The sequence below is a fragment of the Streptococcus sp. HMSC078D09 genome, from assembly GCF_001813675.1.
Taxonomy (GTDB): Bacteria; Bacillota; Bacilli; order Lactobacillales; family Streptococcaceae; genus Streptococcus.
Genome location: NZ_KV813661.1, coordinates 23,801 through 41,924 on the forward strand (window position 1 = coordinate 23,801; position 18,124 = coordinate 41,924).

Here is an 18,124-nt window from a genome sequence, read left to right on the forward strand (position 1 = left end):
AATTGAGAGGCTAGGACTTTTTTCCCAGCCCCTTTTTCTTGTTATAAGTTGTGATGCTTACTGGCTCCTTTTGCCATGGAATAATATTTTTATTTTAAATTTTGTAACAGAAATGATAAATACTAGTTAAAGAGGATTTGTGTAAACACTTGGGAATTAAGCGTTTTCGGTATTTTTTGGTGGAGAAGTATTTGCCAACAAATTGCAATACAAATTAACTGATTTTGTAATAATTCTAGTGTATACTATTAAGAGTAGATCACAGGTCTACATTGTTGCAAGGGGAGAACTTCCCACATACATGTCTATTGACAATAAAACTTGATCGTAATATCGCTGTTAGTAAAATGAGAGTTTGAACATAGTGTAGATTTTATCGACCTTTTTCATATTAAAAAATATTTTTCAAATTCCCCTTGCGCAAGCTCTTCCGGATTCCTCCGGGAGAGTTTTTTCTTGTTAGGGAGAAAAAGATAGAATGCCTTTTGATTCTACTTTGAAAGAGTGGCTCAGCAGCTATTATTTATGGTAAAATAGAACATATTCGTCGAGGGGAAGGAGTGAAGACTTTGTTGAAGATTTTTGTGTTAGAAGATGAGTGGATCCAGCAATCACGAATCGAATCGGTCTTGCAGGAACTTATCGCTCAGAAGTCCTTGCAATGCAAAGCGCCAGAAGTGTTTGGGAAATCAAGCCAGTTGCTAGATGCTATCACAGAGAGAGGCGCTCATCACCTATTCTTTTTAGATATCGAGATTAAAGGTGAGGAGAAAAAAGGTCTGGAGATTGCAAAAGAGATTCGTAAGAAAGACCCCCATGCGACCATTGTCTTTGTCACCACTCACTCTGAATTCATGCCCATTACCTTTCAGTACAAAGTAGCCGCCTTGGATTTTATCGATAAAACGCTGGGTGAGGAAGAGTTCAGAGAGAGAATCAGCTCAGCCATCGATTATACCTTGGAGCAAGCTGGGACCACGATTGCGCAAGATGCTTTTACATTTGAGAGTGCGATGGCGCGTGTACAAGTTCCCTTTAATAAGATTTTGTATGTTGAAACGTCTCCAACCATTCACAAGGTTATTTTACACACCAAGGATGAGCGATTAGAATTTTACGCCAGTATTACCGATATCGAAAAAGCAGATCCCCGCTTGTATCGGTGTCACCGCTCCTTTGTGGTGAATCCACAAAATATTACGAAGATTGATAAAGAAGTCAAGAAAGCTTTTTTTGAAAATGGGGACAATTGCTTGATCTCACGGACCAAGTATAGAGGCTTACTGGAAGCTTTGAAAAAATAGAAGGGAGAAGAAATTGCTGTTAGATATTCTAATGTCTTACCTAAAGTTCTTCGTCAGCATGCTGATCTATCGTCATATCAGTAGGCAAGAGTTTACCTTGCGCTGGCTCTTTTTGTGCCCCTTCTTCTTTGCAATTATCTTTACCCTTGTGCCACCGGTAGGCTTTTTTGGCTATTTCTTAGTATTTATTGCCTATAGTTTCTATCGAAATCGTAAAATACGACACCTTTTGAACATTTTTTATGGGCTCTACCCGGTTGTCATGGAGAGTCTCATTGGGCGTCTCTTAGCCTTTTATGTCTTTCCAATGTTAGGGATTGTACTTGTTTATGAGGCATCTGTCAGCTGGTATGATGCTCTACTTGAATTGCTGGTCTTTCCTGTCTATTTAGGGCTCACTAAATTGTTAAAACTAGATTTTACAGATTTAAAAGTAGGGTTTCAACGGCAGTATTTTAATCGTTTCTTACTCCCAATGAATCTTTCCATGTTTGTGTATTTGCTCAGTGTTGTAGGTCTGGTGGTTTTTGAGGATATTATTCCGCATGCAGATGCTTTGCGGAAACAGTTAAATAGTATTTATTTGATTTTGTTTTTTGTGATGCTCTTGTATTTCAATGCAGTGTCCAAAGAACGATTGAAACAAGAGATTCTGGAACAAAAAGATAGGCAACTGCAGGAGTTAGCCACCTATAGCCAACACGTCGAAATGCTCTACGGGGAGATTCGTGCCTTTCGTCATGATTACCTGAATATTTTAACCAGTCTCAAATTAAGTATTGAGCACGAAGACCTCAATGCGATCAGGGAAGTCTATGAGAATGTTCTCCGAGAGAGTGGCCAACAATTTTACGATAGCAAGTTTGATATTGCCAAACTCGGTCACATCGAAAATCCAGCTGTAAAAAGTGTTCTGTCCGCAAAATTGTTGGAAGCTCAAAATAAAGGGATTGGGATCTCTGTCGAGATCGATGAACCTGTTCGTGATTTATTCATCGAGGTTTTAGATTTCATCACCTTCTTATCCATCCTTTGTGACAATGCTATTGAAGCGAGTCTTGAATCAGATGACCCACAGCTGACTCTTGCCATGCTCCAGGAGGAAAACTCCCTCATCTTAATAGTTGAAAATAGTACAAAAGCTGAAAAAATAGATCTGGCGAGAATTTTTGAAAAGGACTACTCAAGTAAAGGAGATGGCCGTGGTCTTGGCTTGTACAAGATCCAACAATTACTGGAAAAGTATCCCAAAACGACAGTGTCTACCAAGAGTTCAAACTACCGATTTACCCAGAGCCTGACCTTTTGGAAGGAATAATGGAAGAGAGAGTGGGACAGAAATCGGTCATTCGTTAGAATTCGATTTCGTCGTCCCACCTCCGCACAGTTGAGTAGGGCTGTAAAAGCTGATGAAATCAGCATAGTAGAGCCCACTCAACCACTGCGTCTTGCTCAACAATCCAAAAATAATTGAGAGGCTAGGACTTTTGTCCCCAGCCTCTTTTTTGACCATTCACGACGATTTTTTGACCGATTCTGACAGAGAGCCTCCAAGGCTTTCTCTTTGACGTATAATGGGCACAAGATCAATAAGAAAAGAGGGATCCTATGTTTCAGGTAGCATCTATTACAAAATCGTTTAAGGAGAAAGCTGTATTAAAGGGGGTGTCTTTTTCGATAGAAGAAGGAGACAAAATTGCCTTACTGGGAAATAATGGAGCAGGTAAAAGCACCCTCTTCAACATTATCGCAGGGCAGCTCCAGGCTGATTCGGGGACGATAAAGACTTCGCTTGATTTTCAAAGAGAAATTGGGATGATGCCTCAGGGGGATCTGCTCATCGAGGATCTAACCGTTGCTGAATTCGTCGAATTAAAAAGTCGGATGAATCAGCTGAAGCAGGCTGATATCAATGGACTCTTAGAGATGGTTGAATTGAGAGAATCTAGAGAGCAGATGGTGGGAAGTCTTTCTGGTGGTCAAAAGAGACGCTTGTCCTTGTTGCTAACTATTTTGAATCATCCAAAGTTGATTTTTTTAGATGAGCCAACGACTGGCATGGACTTGGAAGCAGTGGATAATTTTTGGAAATTGCTGGAGCAGCAAGAGTTTACATCTGTTGTGGTGACCCATGATTTTAACCAAATTGATGCCTTTTTTACAAAAGTCCTGATTTTAAAAGACGGTCGAATTGCTGCAACAAAGGCTGTTGAGGATATTCACCAGGCTGGTCAAACCATTGAGCAGTATTTCCGAGAAGAGATGAATAAAGGAGGGGAACAAGCATGAGAAAGATTCAATTAAAACAAGTTTTACGAAATAAGCGCTTCGTATTATTCACCATTATTTTACCCATAGGCTGGTATATCTTCTTTTATCAGCTTCAAAAAGGGGTTTCACCAAGTATTTTATTAGGCATTGCCGTATTTATCGGGGTCATTGGCAATAGCCTTGCAACTTTTAGTAAGCGTATCGCCTCAGATATCGGGTTTTATTCTTTTGAATCCCGCTTTACAAGCTATAGTGTCAAGAACTATTTATGGGATCAAAGCATCGTACAACTGATTCTGAACAGCTTGATCTTTTTAGCGGTGCTAGTAGTTGCTGTCCTAGGTTTTCACTTTCCAGTGACGACTAGCCTGTTGGTACAATTTTTCCTCTTATCCTTGATGGGGATCTACTTTAGTGTGATTGGCTTTGTACTTGGGGTGAGGGTAGATGCCAAGACGATTGATACCATTGGCTTTCCAGTTATTATTTTAGCAGCCATGACCATTATTCCCTTTGATACGCTTGGCGCAAGTGGAGGATTTATGGACTTAGTTGGCAAGCTACAACGGGCTTTCCCAGGCTATTATTATACAAAGCTAATCCAAGATTTGACTGAGAAACAAACGATTGATGTCACCCAATTAGCGCTCTTTGTTGCCGTATTTGGATTGAATTTGCTATTTTTCTATCTGCTCGTACCCAAAGGGGAAATGGGGAACTAAGAGCAGTTAAAAGGAGGCTGGGACAAAAGTCCTAGCCTCTCAATTGATTTTTGGATTGTTGAGCAAGACGCAGTGGTTGAGTGGGCTCTACTACGCTGATTTCATCAGCTTTTACAGCCCTACTCAACTGTGCGGAGGTGGGACGACGAAATCGAATTCTAACGAATGACCGATTTCTGTCTCACTCTCTTTTCTTTGCTATAAAATGGTTATTCGGTATTCGTCCGTCAAGTACTTGGAAAGATCTTGCCAATCTAAAGCTCTAATGGAGGGCTTTTTTATTACATGCTAATAGAAAAAATCAATGCCGTAGTTTTCTTTTAGATAGGTCGCTAACTCGGCTTTTTCTTCCTCTCTAAATCGACAGAGGCTAAGGGCGAGACGCAATTTCAAGGTGCTTGTATTGATGATGATGTTTGACTTAGAAATATCTTCTAGCTGGGTGACTTCTCTGAGGTTAAAATCTAAATAGCAAGCTTTGCTGTTGACATGATCAGGGTCGCTGACGTCCACTTCAACATACGATGCTCGCAACAATTCTTCTTTGGGAATGAAGATTTCTTTTGAGAAGAAGAGTCCGGGATAGACCTCAATACCTTCAAAGGTGAATTCAAAGGAGACTCTGTGGCTAGTCAGTCTTTTGATGCCTGCAATTGTTGCGTAGATAGCAGCGAAAAAGAGGACGGTTGGAATCACAGTGAGAAGATTTAGTTGAGAAAAGTCGATCAATCCATGTAAGAGAAGAAAGAAAATTTGAATGAATATAGCCGATGCAAAGAGTAGATAGCCACCACCAACAAATTTTGAATAATAGATTTTCATTTTTGACTCCTTACATTTTAAATGCTACGAAAACTCGGAATTTCAAGTACCCTTATCATAGCGGATTCGGTGAAGAGCTGTCAAATGTTTGGTAGGGTTCTTGTGATTAGATCATTTCAAGTTATGGTATACTAGATGGAAAGTGTGGCTAGGAGTGAAATGAAAAGCTGCTGTAGAAATCATAACCGGGTCAATGCTGGTAAGAAAGGAAGACAAATGATAACACCCCTGATATTTATTATTTCTCTCGTCTTACTTTTACATCGTTTTAAAAGCAAACGTTCACGAAGAATCATTGGCTTCTTATATGCTTCATTTGCAGTCTGGTTTGTTTATTCGATCCTTGCTTATGGAAGCTATACCCTCCAGCCTGGTCAAAGTGTTCAATTGAGAGTTTATCCCAATACGGATCAGCTAGAGTATAGTTCGGAATTGATTTTAGAAAAGAAGGATGATCAAAAAATTAAATTATCTGGAATGACTGTTTGGTATGAACAATTTGGTGATGTGTTATTTGAAGTAGATGGACAAAAAGTCGTGAAGATCGGTGATACTGAAAATGGTTCTATGGAGATTCCTAACACTCAACAGGCTATTCAATTGGTAGAAGATGGGATTGTCGTCAACTACCTAGGTGAAAAAGTTTTTGATGTCACGAATAATAAGAAATTTACCATCACCATCACCAATGTAGACGATAAACCAGTCCACTTTAAAGCACAAGTGGTGGATCGGTGAACTGTGAATTGGACCTCCATCTACTCCAGCCGCTTCAGTCCAAAGAATTGGGACGATGTGACCGTCAAGTATATTTGGAGAGAGGATTTTGGAAAGTGATGTCGGAGCTATTTGTCCGGCATCTTTTTATGAATAATCGTTATTGTTACTTTTGTGCGTGTGATATGATATAATAAAAGCACAGAAGTAACAAAAATAGGAATGCTGAAATGATTCAAAAACAAATACAGGAAATGCTAGATCATCAGTCTATTATTAGAACATCTGATGTAGTTAAAAAAGGGATCCCAAAGCCTTACCTAAATCGAATGGTGGAAAATGGTCAACTCATAAAGGTTGCCAGAGGGATTTATATCACCGATTGGTCTCAGTATGATGAGTATGCCATTTTCCAACTCCAACATCAAAAAGTGATTTATTCTTATCTATCAGCATTGTATCTCCATGGGCTGATAGATGTTATCCCTAAATACAAAGAAGTGACGGTCTATACAGGTTATAATCCTCATCGATTTCCTAAGGAGGTAAAAAGGCATTTCATCCAGAAAGAATTGTATGAAGTCGGTGTGACAAAGCTACAAACGTCCTTCGGAAATGAAGTAAGGGTATATGATTTGGAGAGATCGATATGCGATCTCATTCGCGAGCGACAAAAGATAGATGTGGAAATATTTTCGACTTCTTTAAAGAGATATATTCAATCTTCAAAAAAAGATCTACGAAAACTATACAAATATGCGCGAGAGTTTCATGTGCTCGAAAACGTCCAATCATTGATGGAGGTCTTATATGAATAAAGATAGATTGATTGCTCTGTGCCATAAAATTTCAAACGAAAAACAGGTAGATTTCAATGTTGTGCTAACTTATTATTTTCTAGAAACGATACTTGCAAAGATAGCATCTAGTCCGTATAGTCATAACTTTGTATTCAAGGGAGGATTTCTTTTATCCAATATTATTGGTGTTGAAAGTCGAACAACTTCTGATATGGATTTTATTTTAGAACAATTTAAGATGGACAAATCTCTACTAGAAAGTACTTTAAAGGAAATCCTAACTGATGATTTGGTTCATTATGAAATTACTAAGATAAGTGAAATTAAAGATGAAGATCCTTATGGTGGTTATCGAATCCATATTTTATGTCGGCTTGATAATATACGTCAGACAATTCCTTTAGATATTGCGACTGGTGATCCTATTACTCCCAAATCCGTTTCCTATCGTTATCATAGTCTCTTTCAAGAGATTGACTATGAGATCGTGGCCTATAATTTGGAGACAATATTGGCTGAAAAATTAGAAACGATTTATCGAAGATCTTTCTTTAACACTCGAAGCAAGGATTTTTATGATGTGTATGTAATTTATAGTATGGAAAAAAGCCGATTGGATAGTAAAAAGCTTCGATCAGCTTGCGAGGCAACATTTTCCTATCGTCAGACAACGTTAGATGTAGTAGATTTTCAAAATATGATTGATGAGATGAAGGATGATATAACATTGGCGCGTCATTGGGAAAATTATCAGTCTCATTACCCTTATGCAACTTCTATTTCTTTCAGGGATGTTTTGGAAGTTGTTCAACAGCTATTGTTAGAATTATGATACCTAATATAGACTTTCATTAACAAACTACCTCCGAGGTGGTTTTGAGATTATAACGATGTGTTAGATAAAAGCGAGCTTTGTCATGAAGCTCGCTTATTTGTATTCATAAAAAAGTGAGCTAAGTACTCTTAAGACAAGCAAAAAAGCCTTATAAATCAAGGCTTTTTCCTGTTGATTTAGATGCCCCCTACAGGGCTCGAACCTGTGACCCATAGATTAAGAGTCTACTGCTCTACCAACTGAGCTAAGGAGGCAAATATAAAAAGCTGTATTGGTGCCGAAACTTCACGATTTGTATTGAACCCGCGCAATTAAGCAGGTGGGCAACTCGCTCTGACTTAGCTGCTTCCGCGTGAAACGGCCTGCATACTGCCAGAAGTCTTTTGTTTCCCTAATAATACAAAAAATAGTCGGTCAACACTTAAGTGTGAAGTCGTACACCACAGCGTTTCTATATGTATATGATACCACATTTTGAAAATATTTCAAGGGAAAATCTCAATTTTTTGAAACCGATGTCACTTTTTCTTAAATTGATCAATCTTCTCCTTGGTGGCTCCGAGAGCACGCTCGTACTTGCCATTTTCATTAGGAATAAAGTAGGAAGCGTGTTTGAGCTTGTCTGGCAGGTAGTCCTGATTGACCCAGTTGCCAGGGTAGTTATGGGGATATTTATAGTTTTGTGCATTTCCCAGTTCCTTGCTTCCGGCATAATGACCATCGCGGAGGTGGCGAGGAATAGGAAGGTTGCCAGAACTTCTAAGATCAGCTAGCGCCTTGTCCATGGCAACGTAGGCTGAGTTAGATTTAGGCGAAAGGGCAAGATCGATGACGATGTTGGCGATGAGAATGCGGGCCTCAGGAAAGCCGATGCGCTCAGCTGCTTGAAGGGCTGTTACGGTATGAATCTGCGCATCTGGATTGGCTAGGCCGATATCCTCATAAGCGATGACAGTCAAGCGACGAGCTAGGCTGGGTAGATCTCCGGCTTCGATCAAACGAGCGGCATAGTGGAGACTAGCATCGACGTCCGAACCACGGATAGATTTTTGCAGAGCAGAGAGCACGTCGTAGTGGCCGTCTCCATCTTTGTCCATGGTGATGTAGCTGCGCTGGAGGCTATTTTCCATGATCTCTAGCGTAATATGGCGGATCCCTTCTGCATTTTCAGAGGTCGACAGCACAGCTAGATCGAGAGAATTAAAGGCAGAGCGAAGATCTCCATTGGTTGAGGTAGCGATGAAATCCAAAGCATCCTCATCGAGCACGACTGGAAAGTCAAAGCCACGCTCGGGATCATCCAGCGCCGTTTTTAGAGCTTGCTTGACCTCCTCCGTCGTCAACGGTTCCAGCTCAAAGATTTGTACGCGACTACGAATAGCGGGTGTGACAGAGAAAAAGGGATTTTCAGTCGTTGCACCGATCATGATGACCAGACCGCTTTCGAGCAAAGGCAAGAGAAAATCTTGCTTGGTTTTATCGAGGCGATGGATCTCGTCTAAAAGCAGGACCAAGCCGCCAGAAAATTTGGCCTCCTCTGCGATTTCTTGGAGGCGTTTTTTACTGTCAACTGTTGCATTAAAGGTCCGAAAGGCATACTTAGTGGTTCCTGCGATCGCAGAAGCAATACTGGTCTTTCCGATCCCCGGAGGTCCATAGAGAATCATAGAGGACAGACGATTGGCTTCGACCATGCGACGAATGATTTTGCCTTCTCCGACCAGGTGCTGTTGACCGATGACTTGATCGATCGTTCGTGGTCGCATACGGAGTGCGAGATTGTCGGGCATTTCCTTCTCCTTTCTAGCTTTGTCTCCTTTCAAAGAGACGGTTTTTATGGTAAGATTGTAGTAACTATTGTATCATATTCCGCTCTAAGAGTGGGAAATTAGAAAGAGGACGCTATGTCTAAATACGGATTTTTGGATGTTTTAGAAGAGGAGATGGACAAGGTTTTTCCTTTTGATTTTGAGATCAATTGGGATAAGAAAAACCATGCGGTAGAAGTGGCTTTTCTCTTGGAAGCGCAAAACACAGGCGGGATTGCACTGGTTGATGAAGCTGGCGAAGAATCTGACGAGGATATCTTCTTTGAAGAAGCCGTGCTCTTCTACAATCCAGCCAAGTCTCATGTGGAGGAAGATGCCTATTTAACAGCGATTCCTTATGAGCCTAAAAAAGGCTTGTCTCGTGAGTTTCTAGCCTATTTTGCGACTTTCCTTAAAGATACTGCAGAGGTTGGGCTAGATGCCCTCATGGACTTTTTGGAAGACCCAGAAGCAGAAGAATTCGTCATGGAATGGAACCAAGAAGTCTTTGAAGAAGGAAAAGTTGGATTGGAAGAAGGAGAATTTTACCCTTACCCGAGGTATTAGAAAAGATTCTAAGTGGACATTTTTAAATAATGAATTCAAGGAGAAGGGGGAGACTATGCTAGAAAAAGTCAAACAGTTTTTCAGGAGAAGGTCAGCTAAAACTGAGCCGTCAGTTGATATTCTTCCCCGCAATCGCTTTGCGGATCTAGATTTCGAGCGAATATTGAAGTCTGGAACTCGTCGCCTTGTCGATGAGGAGGGGCGCTATGCAGAAGATGGTACAGTCACAGAACTTGAATTTCCTGAAGACTTTGCGGAATTTGAATTTCTAGTTGGTTTTAATACGGAGGAAGAAGACCAGTTTAAGCAACTATTAGCTCGTTTAAATAGTATTGACAATGCTATTCAGTCCTATTTGGAAAGTGAGATGCAACAACCCATCCCTCAGTATGCCAAGGATCTCGGCTATACTCAGAAGAGGTGGGAGAAAACTTTTTACTTCCATCCTTGGGTATTAAGTTTTGAGGAAAATCCGCCTAATCTTCGCTATGTTGCAGATTATGTAAATGATGAGTTTACGGTTTATTTTGCTAAAAAACATGGTAGATGGCAGGCGTACTGGGATGCAGAGTGTCAAAAAGTAATCGAAGAAAGCTAGCTCGTATTTTCCTAGAGAGTAATTGTTATCATAGAAAAGAGTAAATATCATGGAATTATTGAATAAAAAGTTTGATTTCACAGGCTCTAAGATTGCCTTGATTTGTGGGGATAAGGTCTTGACTATCTTACGTGATGACAAGGACGATATCCCTTGTCCCAACATGTGGGAGTTGCCAGGTGGTGGTCGTGAAGGAAACGAAAGTCCTTTCGAGTGCGCAGCGCGTGAAGTTTATGAGGAACTGGGAATTCATTTAAATGAAGATTGTTTGCTTTGGGGCAAAATTTATCCTAGCGTAATCTTTGAAGGCAAGCAATCGGTCTTTATGGTTGGTCAGCTAAGACAAGAACAATTTGACAATATTACCTTTGGAGATGAAGGACAGGCCTATAAAATGATGCCTATTGAGGAATTTTTGAAGTCTAAACAGGCAGTGCCTCAGCTACAGGGGAGATTGTGGGATTATTTGGAGGAAAGTTTATGATAACACTTGTTCGAGCGGGAGCAGAGGATTTGGAGACCATCATTGCGATTCAAAGAGCTAGCTTTAAGTCTGTCTATGAGAAATACCAAGATGAATATGATCCTTATCTGGAGGACCGTGAAAGAATTAAGTGGAAACTAGTCGAGCGTCCCAATAGCTATTACTACTTTGTAAAAGAAGATGAAGAAAACATCGGATTTTTACGAGTTCAGACCAATGCCGAGTTAACGAAAGCTTGGTTGGGAACGGCAGCGATTTTGCCTCAGTATCAAGGAAAAGGGTATGGATCTAAAGGTTTAAGCTTACTGGGAAAAGAATTTCCAACCATCACACAATGGGATTTGTGTACGGTGTTACAGGATGCAGGCATGGTCGCCTTCTACGAGAAGAATGGCTACCATCAAACCCATATCGAGCCTGAAAAAGAAGGCATGGATATGGTCTACATGAAAAAATTGATAGAGAAATAGAAAGGATGGTTCAGTTAAATTTCTAAACTGAACCCGCCCTAAACACGGTGCCAAAAAGATAAACTTCTCTTAGACACAAACGTCTTCAGAGAGTTTCCGATTTTGGCTTTGTGTTTTACGGGCTTGGTATCTTAATGATGGAAACATGGCAAGAGTTAAAAGTTACAGTGAAACGTGAGGGAGAGGAGTTGGTCTCTAACCTCTTGATTGAACTAGGTGCCCAGGGTGTTGCAATCGAAGACAGCATGGACTATGTGGGCAATGTGGATCGTTTTGGTGAGATTTTCCCAGAGGTAGAGCAGCAAGAAGAGATCGTGGTAACCGCCTATTATCCGGAAACGGTTGATGTAGCAGCGGTTGAAGCGGACTTGCAGTATCGTCTGGCAGAATTGACAGATTTTTTGGATCTAGGAGAGGTCAAGATGGGGACGACTGCCTTGGCTGAGGAAGACTGGGCAGACAACTGGAAGAAATACTATGAACCAGCTCGTATCACTCATGACTTGACCATCGTGCCGTCATGGACAGACTATGAGTCGACAGCGGGAGAAAAGATTATCAAGCTGGATCCTGGTATGGCCTTCGGAACAGGAACCCACCCGACAACCAAGATGAGCCTCTTTGCCTTAGAGCAGGTTCTCCGTGGTGGCGAAACGGTGCTAGATGTAGGAACTGGTTCAGGTGTCCTTTCCATTGCTAGCTCCCTTCTTGGTGCCAAGGAAATCTTTGCCTATGATTTGGATGACGTAGCGGTTCGCGTCGCTCAGGAAAATATTGAACTCAACCCAGGCATGGAAAACATCCATGTAGCCCCAGGCGATTTGCTGAAAGGCGTGGAGATTGAGGCAGATGTCATCGTGGCCAACATCCTGGCGGATATCCTTATCCATCTGACAGATGATGCTTATCGCTTGGTCAAGGATGAAGGTTATCTCATCATGAGTGGCATTATCAAGGACAAGTGGGACATGGTGCGCGAGTCGGCTGAGTCAGCAGGATTCTTCCTTGAAACCCACATGATCCAAGGGGAATGGAATGCCTGCGTCTTCAAGAAGACCAAGGATGTCTCCGGTGTGATTGGAGGCTAGCATGCAGCAGTATTTTGTAAAAGGTTTGGCTAGCTCACCTGTCACCATCGAGGACAAGGAAACCAGCAAGCACATGTTTCAGGTCATGCGCTTGAAAGAAGACGATGAGGTGACTTTAGTCTTTGATGATGGGATTAAGCGCTTGGCGCGCGTGGTCAATGTGGAGTCCCGTCAATTGGAGCTGATTGAAGAATTAGCTGACAATGTGGAACTGCCAGTTCAAGTGACCATTGCATCAGGCTTTCCCAAGGGAGATAAGCTGGAGTTCATCACTCAAAAAGTAACAGAACTCGGTGCCAGCCAAATCTGGGCCTTCCCTGCAGACTGGTCCGTTGCCAAGTGGGACGGCAAGAAGTTGGGTAAAAAGGTCGAAAAGTTAGAAAAAATTGCCCTTGGAGCAGCCGAGCAAAGCAAGCGGAATTTGGTCCCAAGCATTACCCTTTTTGAGAAAAAGTCTGACTTTCTAGCACAACTTGACCAGTTTGACCGGATCGTGGTGGCCTATGAAGAGTCGGCCAAAGAAGGAGAGGCAGCCGCTCTGATTCAGTCGCTGACCGGATTGGAAACTGGAGCTAAACTGCTCTTTATCTTTGGGCCAGAGGGAGGCCTCTCCCCTGCAGAAATTGAAAGTTTTACAGTTAAAGGAGCCATTCTTGCAGGACTTGGTCCTCGCATCCTGCGAGCAGAAACAGCGCCACTCTATGCCCTCAGCGCCGTGAGTGTTGTCACAGAATTAATGAACTAACGAAGTGAAGAAATCGCTTCGTTAGTTTTTTTACAAAAAACTTTTACGAATGATGAAAGCAAGGTGGATCCCAGAATGATCTTCGAGAAGTATCCGTATATTAAAGTAGCTTCATTGGTTCCCATCTGCTTCTAAAAGTGTTAAAATAGTATCCAAGAAACTGGAGAAAACGAATGCCGAAAGAAGAGAATTTAACAGGGGACCAAGTCGTTGCCCTTACAAAAAAATATTTATCACCTGAAGATGTTGCTTTTGTACAAAAGGCTTTGGTCTATGCGGTTGATTGCCATAATGGGCAATTCCGTCAGTCTGGCGAGCCTTATATCGTCCACCCGATTCAAGTGGCAGGAATCCTTGCCAAGCTGAAACTGGATGCTGTGACGGTCGCCTGTGGCTTTTTGCATGATGTCGTAGAAGATACGGATGCGACTTTAGATGATTTAGAGCGCGAATTTGGTCATGATGTACGCGTGATTGTCGATGGGGTGACCAAGCTCGGGAAGGTCAAGTACAAGTCCCATGAAGAGCAGTTGGCGGAAAACCATCGCAAGATGCTTATGGCCATGTCTCAAGATATCCGTGTCATTTTGGTCAAATTGGCAGACCGCTTGCATAATATGCGTACCCTCAAGCATTTGCGCAAGGATAAGCAAGAGCGCATTTCGCGTGAGACCATGGAGATCTATGCACCACTAGCCCACCGTCTCGGGATTTCCAGCGTCAAGTGGGAGCTTGAAGATTTGTCTTTCCGTTATTTGAATGAGACAGAATTCTACAAGATTTCTCATATGATGAAGGAAAAACGTCGCGAGCGAGAAGAGTTGGTCGAAGAGGTTGTCCACAAGATTGAGACCTATGCTGGAGAACGCCATCTGCATGGGAAAATTTATGGTCGACCAAAGCATATCTACTCGATCTATCGCAAAATGCAGGATAAGAAGAAACGCTTTGATGAAATCTATGACTTGATTGCCATCCGCTGTATCCTGGATACTCCAAGTGATGTTTATGCTATGCTAGGCTACATCCATGAGCTCTGGAAGCCAATGCCGGGGCGTTTTAAGGACTATATTGCCAACCGGAAGGCCAATGGCTATCAGTCTATCCATACGACTGTATACGGCCCTAAGGGACCGATTGAATTCCAGATCCGAACCAAGGAAATGCACGAGGTTGCCGAATACGGGGTTGCGGCTCACTGGGCCTATAAAAAAGGAATCAAGGGTCAAGTCAACAGCAAGGAATCGGCTATTGGGATGAACTGGATCAAGGAGATGATGGAACTCCAGGACCAGTCAGGCGATGCTAAAGAATTTGTTGAAAATGTAAAAGAAGACATCTTGGCAGAAGAGATTTACGTCTTCACACCAGATGGAACCGTGCGCTCGCTTCCGAAAGATTCTGGACCGATCGATTTTGCTTATGAAATCCACACCAAGGTTGGGGAAAAAGCGATTGGTGCCAAGGTCAACGGCCGGATGGTGCCCCTCAATACCAAACTTCGGACGGGAGACCAGGTGGAGATTATCACCAATGCCAACTCCTTTGGTCCGAGCCGTGACTGGCTGACCCTTGTTAAAACTAGCAAGGCGCGTAACAAGATCCGTCAGTTCTTTAAAAATCAAGATAAGGAATTATCGATTAACCGGGGTCGGGACCTCTTGATGGCCCAATTCCACGAGCATGACTTGGTAGCCAATAAGTTCATGGACAAAAAGCACATGGACAAAGTGCTACAAAAATCAAGTTACAAGACAGAAGAAGCCTTGTTTGCGGCGATTGGTTTTGGAGAGATTGGGGCTATTACCATCTTTAACCGCTTGACGGAGGATGAACGCCGGGAAGAAGAACGGGCTAAGGCACGCGCAGAAGCAGAAGAGCTAGTCAAAGGTGGCGAGGTCAAGGTTGAAAATAAAAAAGACACCTTGAAGGTCCGTCACGAAGGTGGCGTGGTCATCCAAGGCGCTTCTGGGCTCTTGATTCGGATTGCTAAGTGCTGTAACCCAGTTCCAGGCGATGAAATCGTTGGCTACATCACCAAAGGACGCGGTGTTGCGATTCACCGTCAGGACTGTATGAATCTCCGAGCTCAAGACAACTACGAGCAACGTTTGATTGATGTGGAATGGGAAGATAACAACACGACCAAGGACTACATCGCTCACATCGATATTTACGGACTCAACCGTGCCGGACTTCTGAACGATGTACTACAAGTCCTCTCCAATACAGCTAAGATGGTCTCAACCGTCAATGCCCAACCAACCAAAGACATGAAATTTGCCAATATCCACATTTCCTTTGGAATTCCAAACCTGTCTATGTTGACAACGGTTGTGGATAAGATTAAGAGTGTGCCGGAGGTGTACTCTGTTAAGCGTACCAACGGCTAGTCGGCTGCTCAGTTATCTTTTATTGCTTCGTTAGCTCGCCTTGCCGTACTTAAGTACTGTCTTCGTCTCGCTGCCTCGCACTAAAAGCAACTGAACAGCCTTTACTTTTCAGATAGTGTGCCTGCGTCTCACTGCCTTGTCTGATGTCGATTTTCTTTTAAGGTCAGCAGTGAATGCTCAATAGATTTATAAAATAGGATAATAAAATGAAATTAGTAATTCAACGGGTCAAGAGTGCCTCGGTTTCCATTGATGGCCAAGTTTACAATGCGATCCAGCAAGGCTTGCTGCTCTTAGTGGGAGTAGGGCCTGAGGATGACCAGAAGGATTTGGAGTATGCAGTCCGCAAGGTATCGCAGATGCGTATTTTCTCAGATGAGGAAGATAAGATGAATCTTTCGGTCAAAGATATCCAAGGGGAAATCTTATCGATCTCTCAATTTACCCTCTTTGCGGATACCAAAAAAGGCAACCGTCCTGCTTTTACAGGAGCTGCCAAGCCAGATATGGCCAGTCAGTTATATGATGCCTTTAATGATCAATTAGAAAAAGAAGTCCCTGTCAAACGAGGGATCTTTGGGGCCGATATGGCGATTGAATTGATCAATGATGGTCCAGTGACGATTTTGTTAGATACAAAAAATCCATAAGTAAGAAAACATGCAGTCGGTTTAGACTGCATATTTTTCGATATAGAGTTGTTGGGCGATCACTTGGTTGATAGAAATTTCTTGTCCTTGGATGACTAAGTGATAGAGGCCTGTGTAGTCATCATATCGTTGAAACTCGATAGTATCCCCAATCTGGAGATGGATCTGGTCTAAGAATTTTAACAATTCATAGGTGTCATAGACTCTTTGCAGAATATACAGACTAGGTTGGGTCGTTTCACTGAGACGGTCTTGGTAGGCTTCGACAAGCCTTTCGCCTTTCTTTGGAATTGTCCCACCATGAGGGCAGGTCTTAGGATTTCCAAGCATGTGATCCAGCCGGTCGATGAAATGTTCAGAAACGGTATGCTCGAGAACTTCTGCCTCTTCATGGACTTCTTCAGTTGTGTAGCCAAGATTTTTCAGCAGAAATACTTCGATCAAGCGGTGCTTGCGGTAGAGATCAGAGACCAATTGCGAGCCCAGATCCGTTAGTAGATAGCCATGGGTCTTATCTTTCACCAAGAGGCCCTCAGAGATCATGCGCTTAATCATCTCGGTCACAGCGGGTGGAGAGACCTGCATGCGACTAGCGATTTCCTTATTACTGATTTTTTCTACTTCTGTGCCAATTTCATAAATGCACTTGAGGTAATCTTCTTTGTTTGGTGTCATGCTTTCCTCTTTTCTTCGCTCACTTCTAGTATATCAAAAAAATCCTCAAAAACGCTAGTGGAGTAATGAGAATTGTCTCAAGCTCCAAAAGATGGTAGTATAGTAGCATAGAAAGGACGTCATCATGAACAGACGGGAATTAGCGAGACTAGGCTGGAGAGAAAATAGTTTAGCCTATCTAGAGAAGCACTTGCAGGGATTGAAAGATCCACAAGCCTACCAAGAACAATACCAGTCTGTCTTTTTCTTTGCCAGTCCTCTGTTTCAAAATATGTGGTTTCAAGAGATCAAGGATCTAACGGAAACGGCTGCCCAAGACTTGCTGAGGGGAGTCATGAAAATTCTTCTTATGCCAAGTGACCTGTCCGGAACTTGTGAAGAAACAGCCTTTCTTCTGAGTAGGATGGCTCCAGATTGTCCGCCAGGTTCCGATTTTTGGAAGGTTTTTTCACACGTCGTGCAAATCGCCTTTGAAAAGGATCCCTTAGCAGATCAGTTGGGAGATCAGCTCTTGAAACGCCAGGTTCACCAGTTGCGCTACCTACTTTCAAGTTACCAAGCCCAGTGGATTCGGACGCATGAGGCCAGAGCTGGACAGACTGACGAGGAGGCCTTACAAGCTTACTTACAGGAGGCTAGAGCGGTCACGGTGGATGCTTATGCGGCTGCCCGCCTTCACAATAAGGTCTCCCTAGGGCCAGATGGTCACCTTCATTATCCATCAGGGGCCTCCCAACAAGTCAATTTCAAGGTCTTGTTAAATTTTCATACGGAGTATATTCTCGATCAAGCCGGGCGTTTTCTCAATGAAGTCGATCCAGTAGAAGTTTCTGAAAATGGCATTGTCAATGGGGCTAGTTTTAACTACGGGCTGGCTAGGGGACGGACCCATAAGGACTTAGATATTGACCCCGTCAAAGCTTGGGATCCAGCCTTTCGCAAGCATGTCCTCTATCAGCAAGATGTTCGCTATCTAGCCCCTAAAAATGATCGCAGTGTCGAAGGCTACTGGAGTCGAAAAGGAGTCTTTGCACAAGGAGGCAAGAGCTACAAGCAACAAGTGGCACAGCGCGTGCGGAGTTTCCTCAGAGGCATCCCTCGCTTACGCTGGCGCGTCCTCCTACAGAATGGACTTCATCGGATTTTATAGCAATGGAAAAGAGGTCGCAGACCTC

19 protein-coding genes, 1 tRNA gene and 1 other RNA gene are annotated in these 18,124 nt (G+C 42.7%); 16 read left to right on the forward strand and 5 right to left on the reverse strand.

The window, feature by feature from the left end; translation table 11 throughout:
- Positions 1-569 precede the first annotated feature (569 nt).
- The 4 genes from HMPREF2926_RS02465 to HMPREF2926_RS02480 all read left to right on the forward strand — a co-directional run bounded on the left by HMPREF2926_RS02465 (position 570) and on the right by HMPREF2926_RS02480 (position 4,297).
- On the forward strand, positions 570-1,304 hold the full coding sequence (locus HMPREF2926_RS02465; protein ID WP_070586325.1) for a response regulator transcription factor: 735 nt from the start codon (positions 570-572) through the stop codon (positions 1,302-1,304).
- A gap of 31 nt (positions 1,305-1,335) precedes the next feature.
- A complete protein-coding gene (locus HMPREF2926_RS02470) occupies positions 1,336-2,622 on the forward strand; it encodes a sensor histidine kinase (RefSeq protein ID WP_256263007.1) in 1,287 nt (428 codons plus the stop codon).
- Positions 2,623-2,912: 290 nt separating this feature from the next.
- A complete protein-coding gene (locus HMPREF2926_RS02475; protein WP_014712801.1) occupies positions 2,913-3,593 on the forward strand; it encodes an ABC transporter ATP-binding protein in 681 nt (226 codons plus the stop codon).
- On the forward strand, positions 3,590-4,297 hold the full coding sequence (locus HMPREF2926_RS02480; protein ID WP_070586326.1) for an ABC transporter: 708 nt from the start codon (positions 3,590-3,592) through the stop codon (positions 4,295-4,297). Before HMPREF2926_RS02475 ends, HMPREF2926_RS02480 begins: the two co-directional genes overlap by 4 nt.
- A gap of 288 nt (positions 4,298-4,585) precedes the next feature.
- On the opposite strand, the gene HMPREF2926_RS02485 is transcribed toward HMPREF2926_RS02480, so the two are convergent.
- Positions 4,586-5,119, reverse strand: a complete 534-nt coding sequence (locus HMPREF2926_RS02485; RefSeq protein ID WP_070586327.1) for a hypothetical protein — start codon at positions 5,117-5,119, stop codon at positions 4,586-4,588.
- 216 nt (positions 5,120-5,335) lie between these two features.
- On the opposite strand from HMPREF2926_RS02485, the gene HMPREF2926_RS02490 reads away from it, so the two are divergent.
- The 3 genes from HMPREF2926_RS02490 (at position 5,336) to HMPREF2926_RS02500 (ending at position 7,468) form a co-directional block, all read left to right on the forward strand.
- Positions 5,336-5,857, forward strand: a complete 522-nt coding sequence (locus tag HMPREF2926_RS02490) for a hypothetical protein (RefSeq protein WP_070586328.1) — start codon at positions 5,336-5,338, stop codon at positions 5,855-5,857.
- 209 nt (positions 5,858-6,066) lie between these two features.
- Entirely contained in the window at positions 6,067-6,654 is a 588-nt protein-coding gene (locus HMPREF2926_RS02495) for a type IV toxin-antitoxin system AbiEi family antitoxin domain-containing protein (protein ID WP_003004721.1), read from the forward strand.
- The gene (locus tag HMPREF2926_RS02500; protein WP_003004480.1) at positions 6,647-7,468 is read left to right on the forward strand and encodes a nucleotidyl transferase AbiEii/AbiGii toxin family protein; all 822 of its coding nucleotides are present in this window, start codon (positions 6,647-6,649) and stop codon (positions 7,466-7,468) included. Before HMPREF2926_RS02495 ends, HMPREF2926_RS02500 begins: the two co-directional genes overlap by 8 nt.
- Before the next feature lie 184 nt (positions 7,469-7,652).
- Here HMPREF2926_RS02500 and HMPREF2926_RS02505 read toward each other — a convergent pair.
- From HMPREF2926_RS02505 to HMPREF2926_RS02515, 3 genes are all read right to left on the reverse strand, one after another.
- Positions 7,653-7,725 (reverse strand) — tRNA-Lys (locus HMPREF2926_RS02505).
- A gap of 5 nt (positions 7,726-7,730) precedes the next feature.
- Positions 7,731-7,923, reverse strand: a non-coding RNA gene (ssrS, locus tag HMPREF2926_RS02510) — 6S RNA.
- A gap of 66 nt (positions 7,924-7,989) precedes the next feature.
- Positions 7,990-9,261: a replication-associated recombination protein A gene (locus HMPREF2926_RS02515; protein ID WP_003013609.1), complete on the reverse strand. Its 1,272-nt coding sequence runs from the start codon at positions 9,259-9,261 to the stop codon at positions 7,990-7,992.
- Positions 9,262-9,375: 114 nt separating this feature from the next.
- Between HMPREF2926_RS02515 and HMPREF2926_RS02520 the strand changes: the two genes are divergently transcribed.
- The 8 genes from HMPREF2926_RS02520 to dtd all read left to right on the forward strand — a co-directional run bounded on the left by HMPREF2926_RS02520 (position 9,376) and on the right by dtd (position 16,274).
- On the forward strand, positions 9,376-9,846 hold the full coding sequence (locus HMPREF2926_RS02520) for a DUF3013 family protein (protein ID WP_070586329.1): 471 nt from the start codon (positions 9,376-9,378) through the stop codon (positions 9,844-9,846).
- Positions 9,847-9,901: 55 nt separating this feature from the next.
- Complete coding sequence (locus HMPREF2926_RS02525; RefSeq protein ID WP_070586369.1) at positions 9,902-10,444, forward strand: hypothetical protein; 543 nt, start codon at positions 9,902-9,904, stop codon at positions 10,442-10,444.
- 49 nt (positions 10,445-10,493) lie between these two features.
- Positions 10,494-10,928 carry an NUDIX hydrolase gene (locus HMPREF2926_RS02530; protein WP_070586330.1) on the forward strand — a complete coding sequence of 145 codons (435 nt, stop codon included), beginning with the start codon at positions 10,494-10,496 and terminating at the stop codon, positions 10,926-10,928.
- Entirely contained in the window at positions 10,925-11,398 is a 474-nt protein-coding gene (locus HMPREF2926_RS02535) for a GNAT family N-acetyltransferase (RefSeq protein ID WP_070586331.1), read from the forward strand. The genes HMPREF2926_RS02530 and HMPREF2926_RS02535 overlap by 4 nt, the downstream gene beginning before the upstream one ends.
- Positions 11,399-11,535: 137 nt before the next feature.
- A complete protein-coding gene (prmA, locus tag HMPREF2926_RS02540; RefSeq protein WP_141751765.1) occupies positions 11,536-12,486 on the forward strand; it encodes a 50S ribosomal protein L11 methyltransferase in 951 nt (316 codons plus the stop codon).
- A 1-nt stretch (position 12,487) separates the two neighbouring features.
- Positions 12,488-13,231, forward strand: coding sequence for a 16S rRNA (uracil(1498)-N(3))-methyltransferase (locus HMPREF2926_RS02545; RefSeq protein ID WP_049473929.1), 744 nt, complete (start codon positions 12,488-12,490; stop codon positions 13,229-13,231).
- A 173-nt stretch (positions 13,232-13,404) separates the two neighbouring features.
- Positions 13,405-15,624, forward strand: a complete 2,220-nt coding sequence (locus HMPREF2926_RS02550; protein ID WP_070586333.1) for a RelA/SpoT family protein — start codon at positions 13,405-13,407, stop codon at positions 15,622-15,624.
- A 206-nt stretch (positions 15,625-15,830) separates the two neighbouring features.
- Positions 15,831-16,274 carry a D-aminoacyl-tRNA deacylase gene (gene dtd, locus HMPREF2926_RS02555; protein ID WP_061591414.1) on the forward strand — a complete coding sequence of 148 codons (444 nt, stop codon included), beginning with the start codon at positions 15,831-15,833 and terminating at the stop codon, positions 16,272-16,274.
- 21 nt (positions 16,275-16,295) lie between these two features.
- Here dtd and HMPREF2926_RS02560 read toward each other — a convergent pair whose 3' ends face one another.
- Positions 16,296-16,949, reverse strand: coding sequence for a metal-dependent transcriptional regulator (locus HMPREF2926_RS02560; RefSeq protein ID WP_061591415.1), 654 nt, complete (start codon positions 16,947-16,949; stop codon positions 16,296-16,298).
- A 124-nt stretch (positions 16,950-17,073) separates the two neighbouring features.
- On the opposite strand from HMPREF2926_RS02560, the gene HMPREF2926_RS02565 reads away from it, so the two are divergent.
- Complete coding sequence (locus HMPREF2926_RS02565) at positions 17,074-18,099, forward strand: DUF3114 domain-containing protein (RefSeq protein WP_070586334.1); 1,026 nt, start codon at positions 17,074-17,076, stop codon at positions 18,097-18,099.
- The last annotated feature ends 25 nt before the right edge of the window (positions 18,100-18,124 follow it).

What these genes read in the sequence shown, in the direction of transcription:
- HMPREF2926_RS02530 (WP_070586330.1), top strand. Translation starts at nt 10,494, where the DNA reads ATGGAATTATTGAATAAAAAGTTTGATTTCACAGGCTCTAAGATTGCC.
- HMPREF2926_RS02560 (WP_061591415.1), bottom strand. Translation starts at nt 16,949, where the DNA reads ATGACACCAAACAAAGAAGATTACCTCAAGTGCATTTATGAAATTGGC.
- HMPREF2926_RS02490 (WP_070586328.1), top strand. Translation starts at nt 5,336, where the DNA reads ATGATAACACCCCTGATATTTATTATTTCTCTCGTCTTACTTTTACAT.
- HMPREF2926_RS02480 (WP_070586326.1), top strand. Translation starts at nt 3,590, where the DNA reads ATGAGAAAGATTCAATTAAAACAAGTTTTACGAAATAAGCGCTTCGTA.
- prmA (WP_141751765.1), top strand. Translation starts at nt 11,536, where the DNA reads ATGGAAACATGGCAAGAGTTAAAAGTTACAGTGAAACGTGAGGGAGAG.
- dtd (WP_061591414.1), top strand. Translation starts at nt 15,831, where the DNA reads ATGAAATTAGTAATTCAACGGGTCAAGAGTGCCTCGGTTTCCATTGAT.
- HMPREF2926_RS02545 (WP_049473929.1), top strand. Translation starts at nt 12,488, where the DNA reads ATGCAGCAGTATTTTGTAAAAGGTTTGGCTAGCTCACCTGTCACCATC.
- HMPREF2926_RS02515 (WP_003013609.1), bottom strand. Translation starts at nt 9,261, where the DNA reads ATGCCCGACAATCTCGCACTCCGTATGCGACCACGAACGATCGATCAA.
- HMPREF2926_RS02565 (WP_070586334.1), top strand. Translation starts at nt 17,074, where the DNA reads ATGAACAGACGGGAATTAGCGAGACTAGGCTGGAGAGAAAATAGTTTA.
- HMPREF2926_RS02470 (WP_256263007.1), top strand. Translation starts at nt 1,336, where the DNA reads ATGTCTTACCTAAAGTTCTTCGTCAGCATGCTGATCTATCGTCATATC.
- HMPREF2926_RS02525 (WP_070586369.1), top strand. Translation starts at nt 9,902, where the DNA reads ATGCTAGAAAAAGTCAAACAGTTTTTCAGGAGAAGGTCAGCTAAAACT.
- HMPREF2926_RS02475 (WP_014712801.1), top strand. Translation starts at nt 2,913, where the DNA reads ATGTTTCAGGTAGCATCTATTACAAAATCGTTTAAGGAGAAAGCTGTA.
- HMPREF2926_RS02520 (WP_070586329.1), top strand. Translation starts at nt 9,376, where the DNA reads ATGTCTAAATACGGATTTTTGGATGTTTTAGAAGAGGAGATGGACAAG.
- HMPREF2926_RS02500 (WP_003004480.1), top strand. Translation starts at nt 6,647, where the DNA reads ATGAATAAAGATAGATTGATTGCTCTGTGCCATAAAATTTCAAACGAA.
- HMPREF2926_RS02535 (WP_070586331.1), top strand. Translation starts at nt 10,925, where the DNA reads ATGATAACACTTGTTCGAGCGGGAGCAGAGGATTTGGAGACCATCATT.
- HMPREF2926_RS02495 (WP_003004721.1), top strand. Translation starts at nt 6,067, where the DNA reads ATGATTCAAAAACAAATACAGGAAATGCTAGATCATCAGTCTATTATT.
- HMPREF2926_RS02485 (WP_070586327.1), bottom strand. Translation starts at nt 5,119, where the DNA reads ATGAAAATCTATTATTCAAAATTTGTTGGTGGTGGCTATCTACTCTTT.
- HMPREF2926_RS02550 (WP_070586333.1), top strand. Translation starts at nt 13,405, where the DNA reads ATGCCGAAAGAAGAGAATTTAACAGGGGACCAAGTCGTTGCCCTTACA.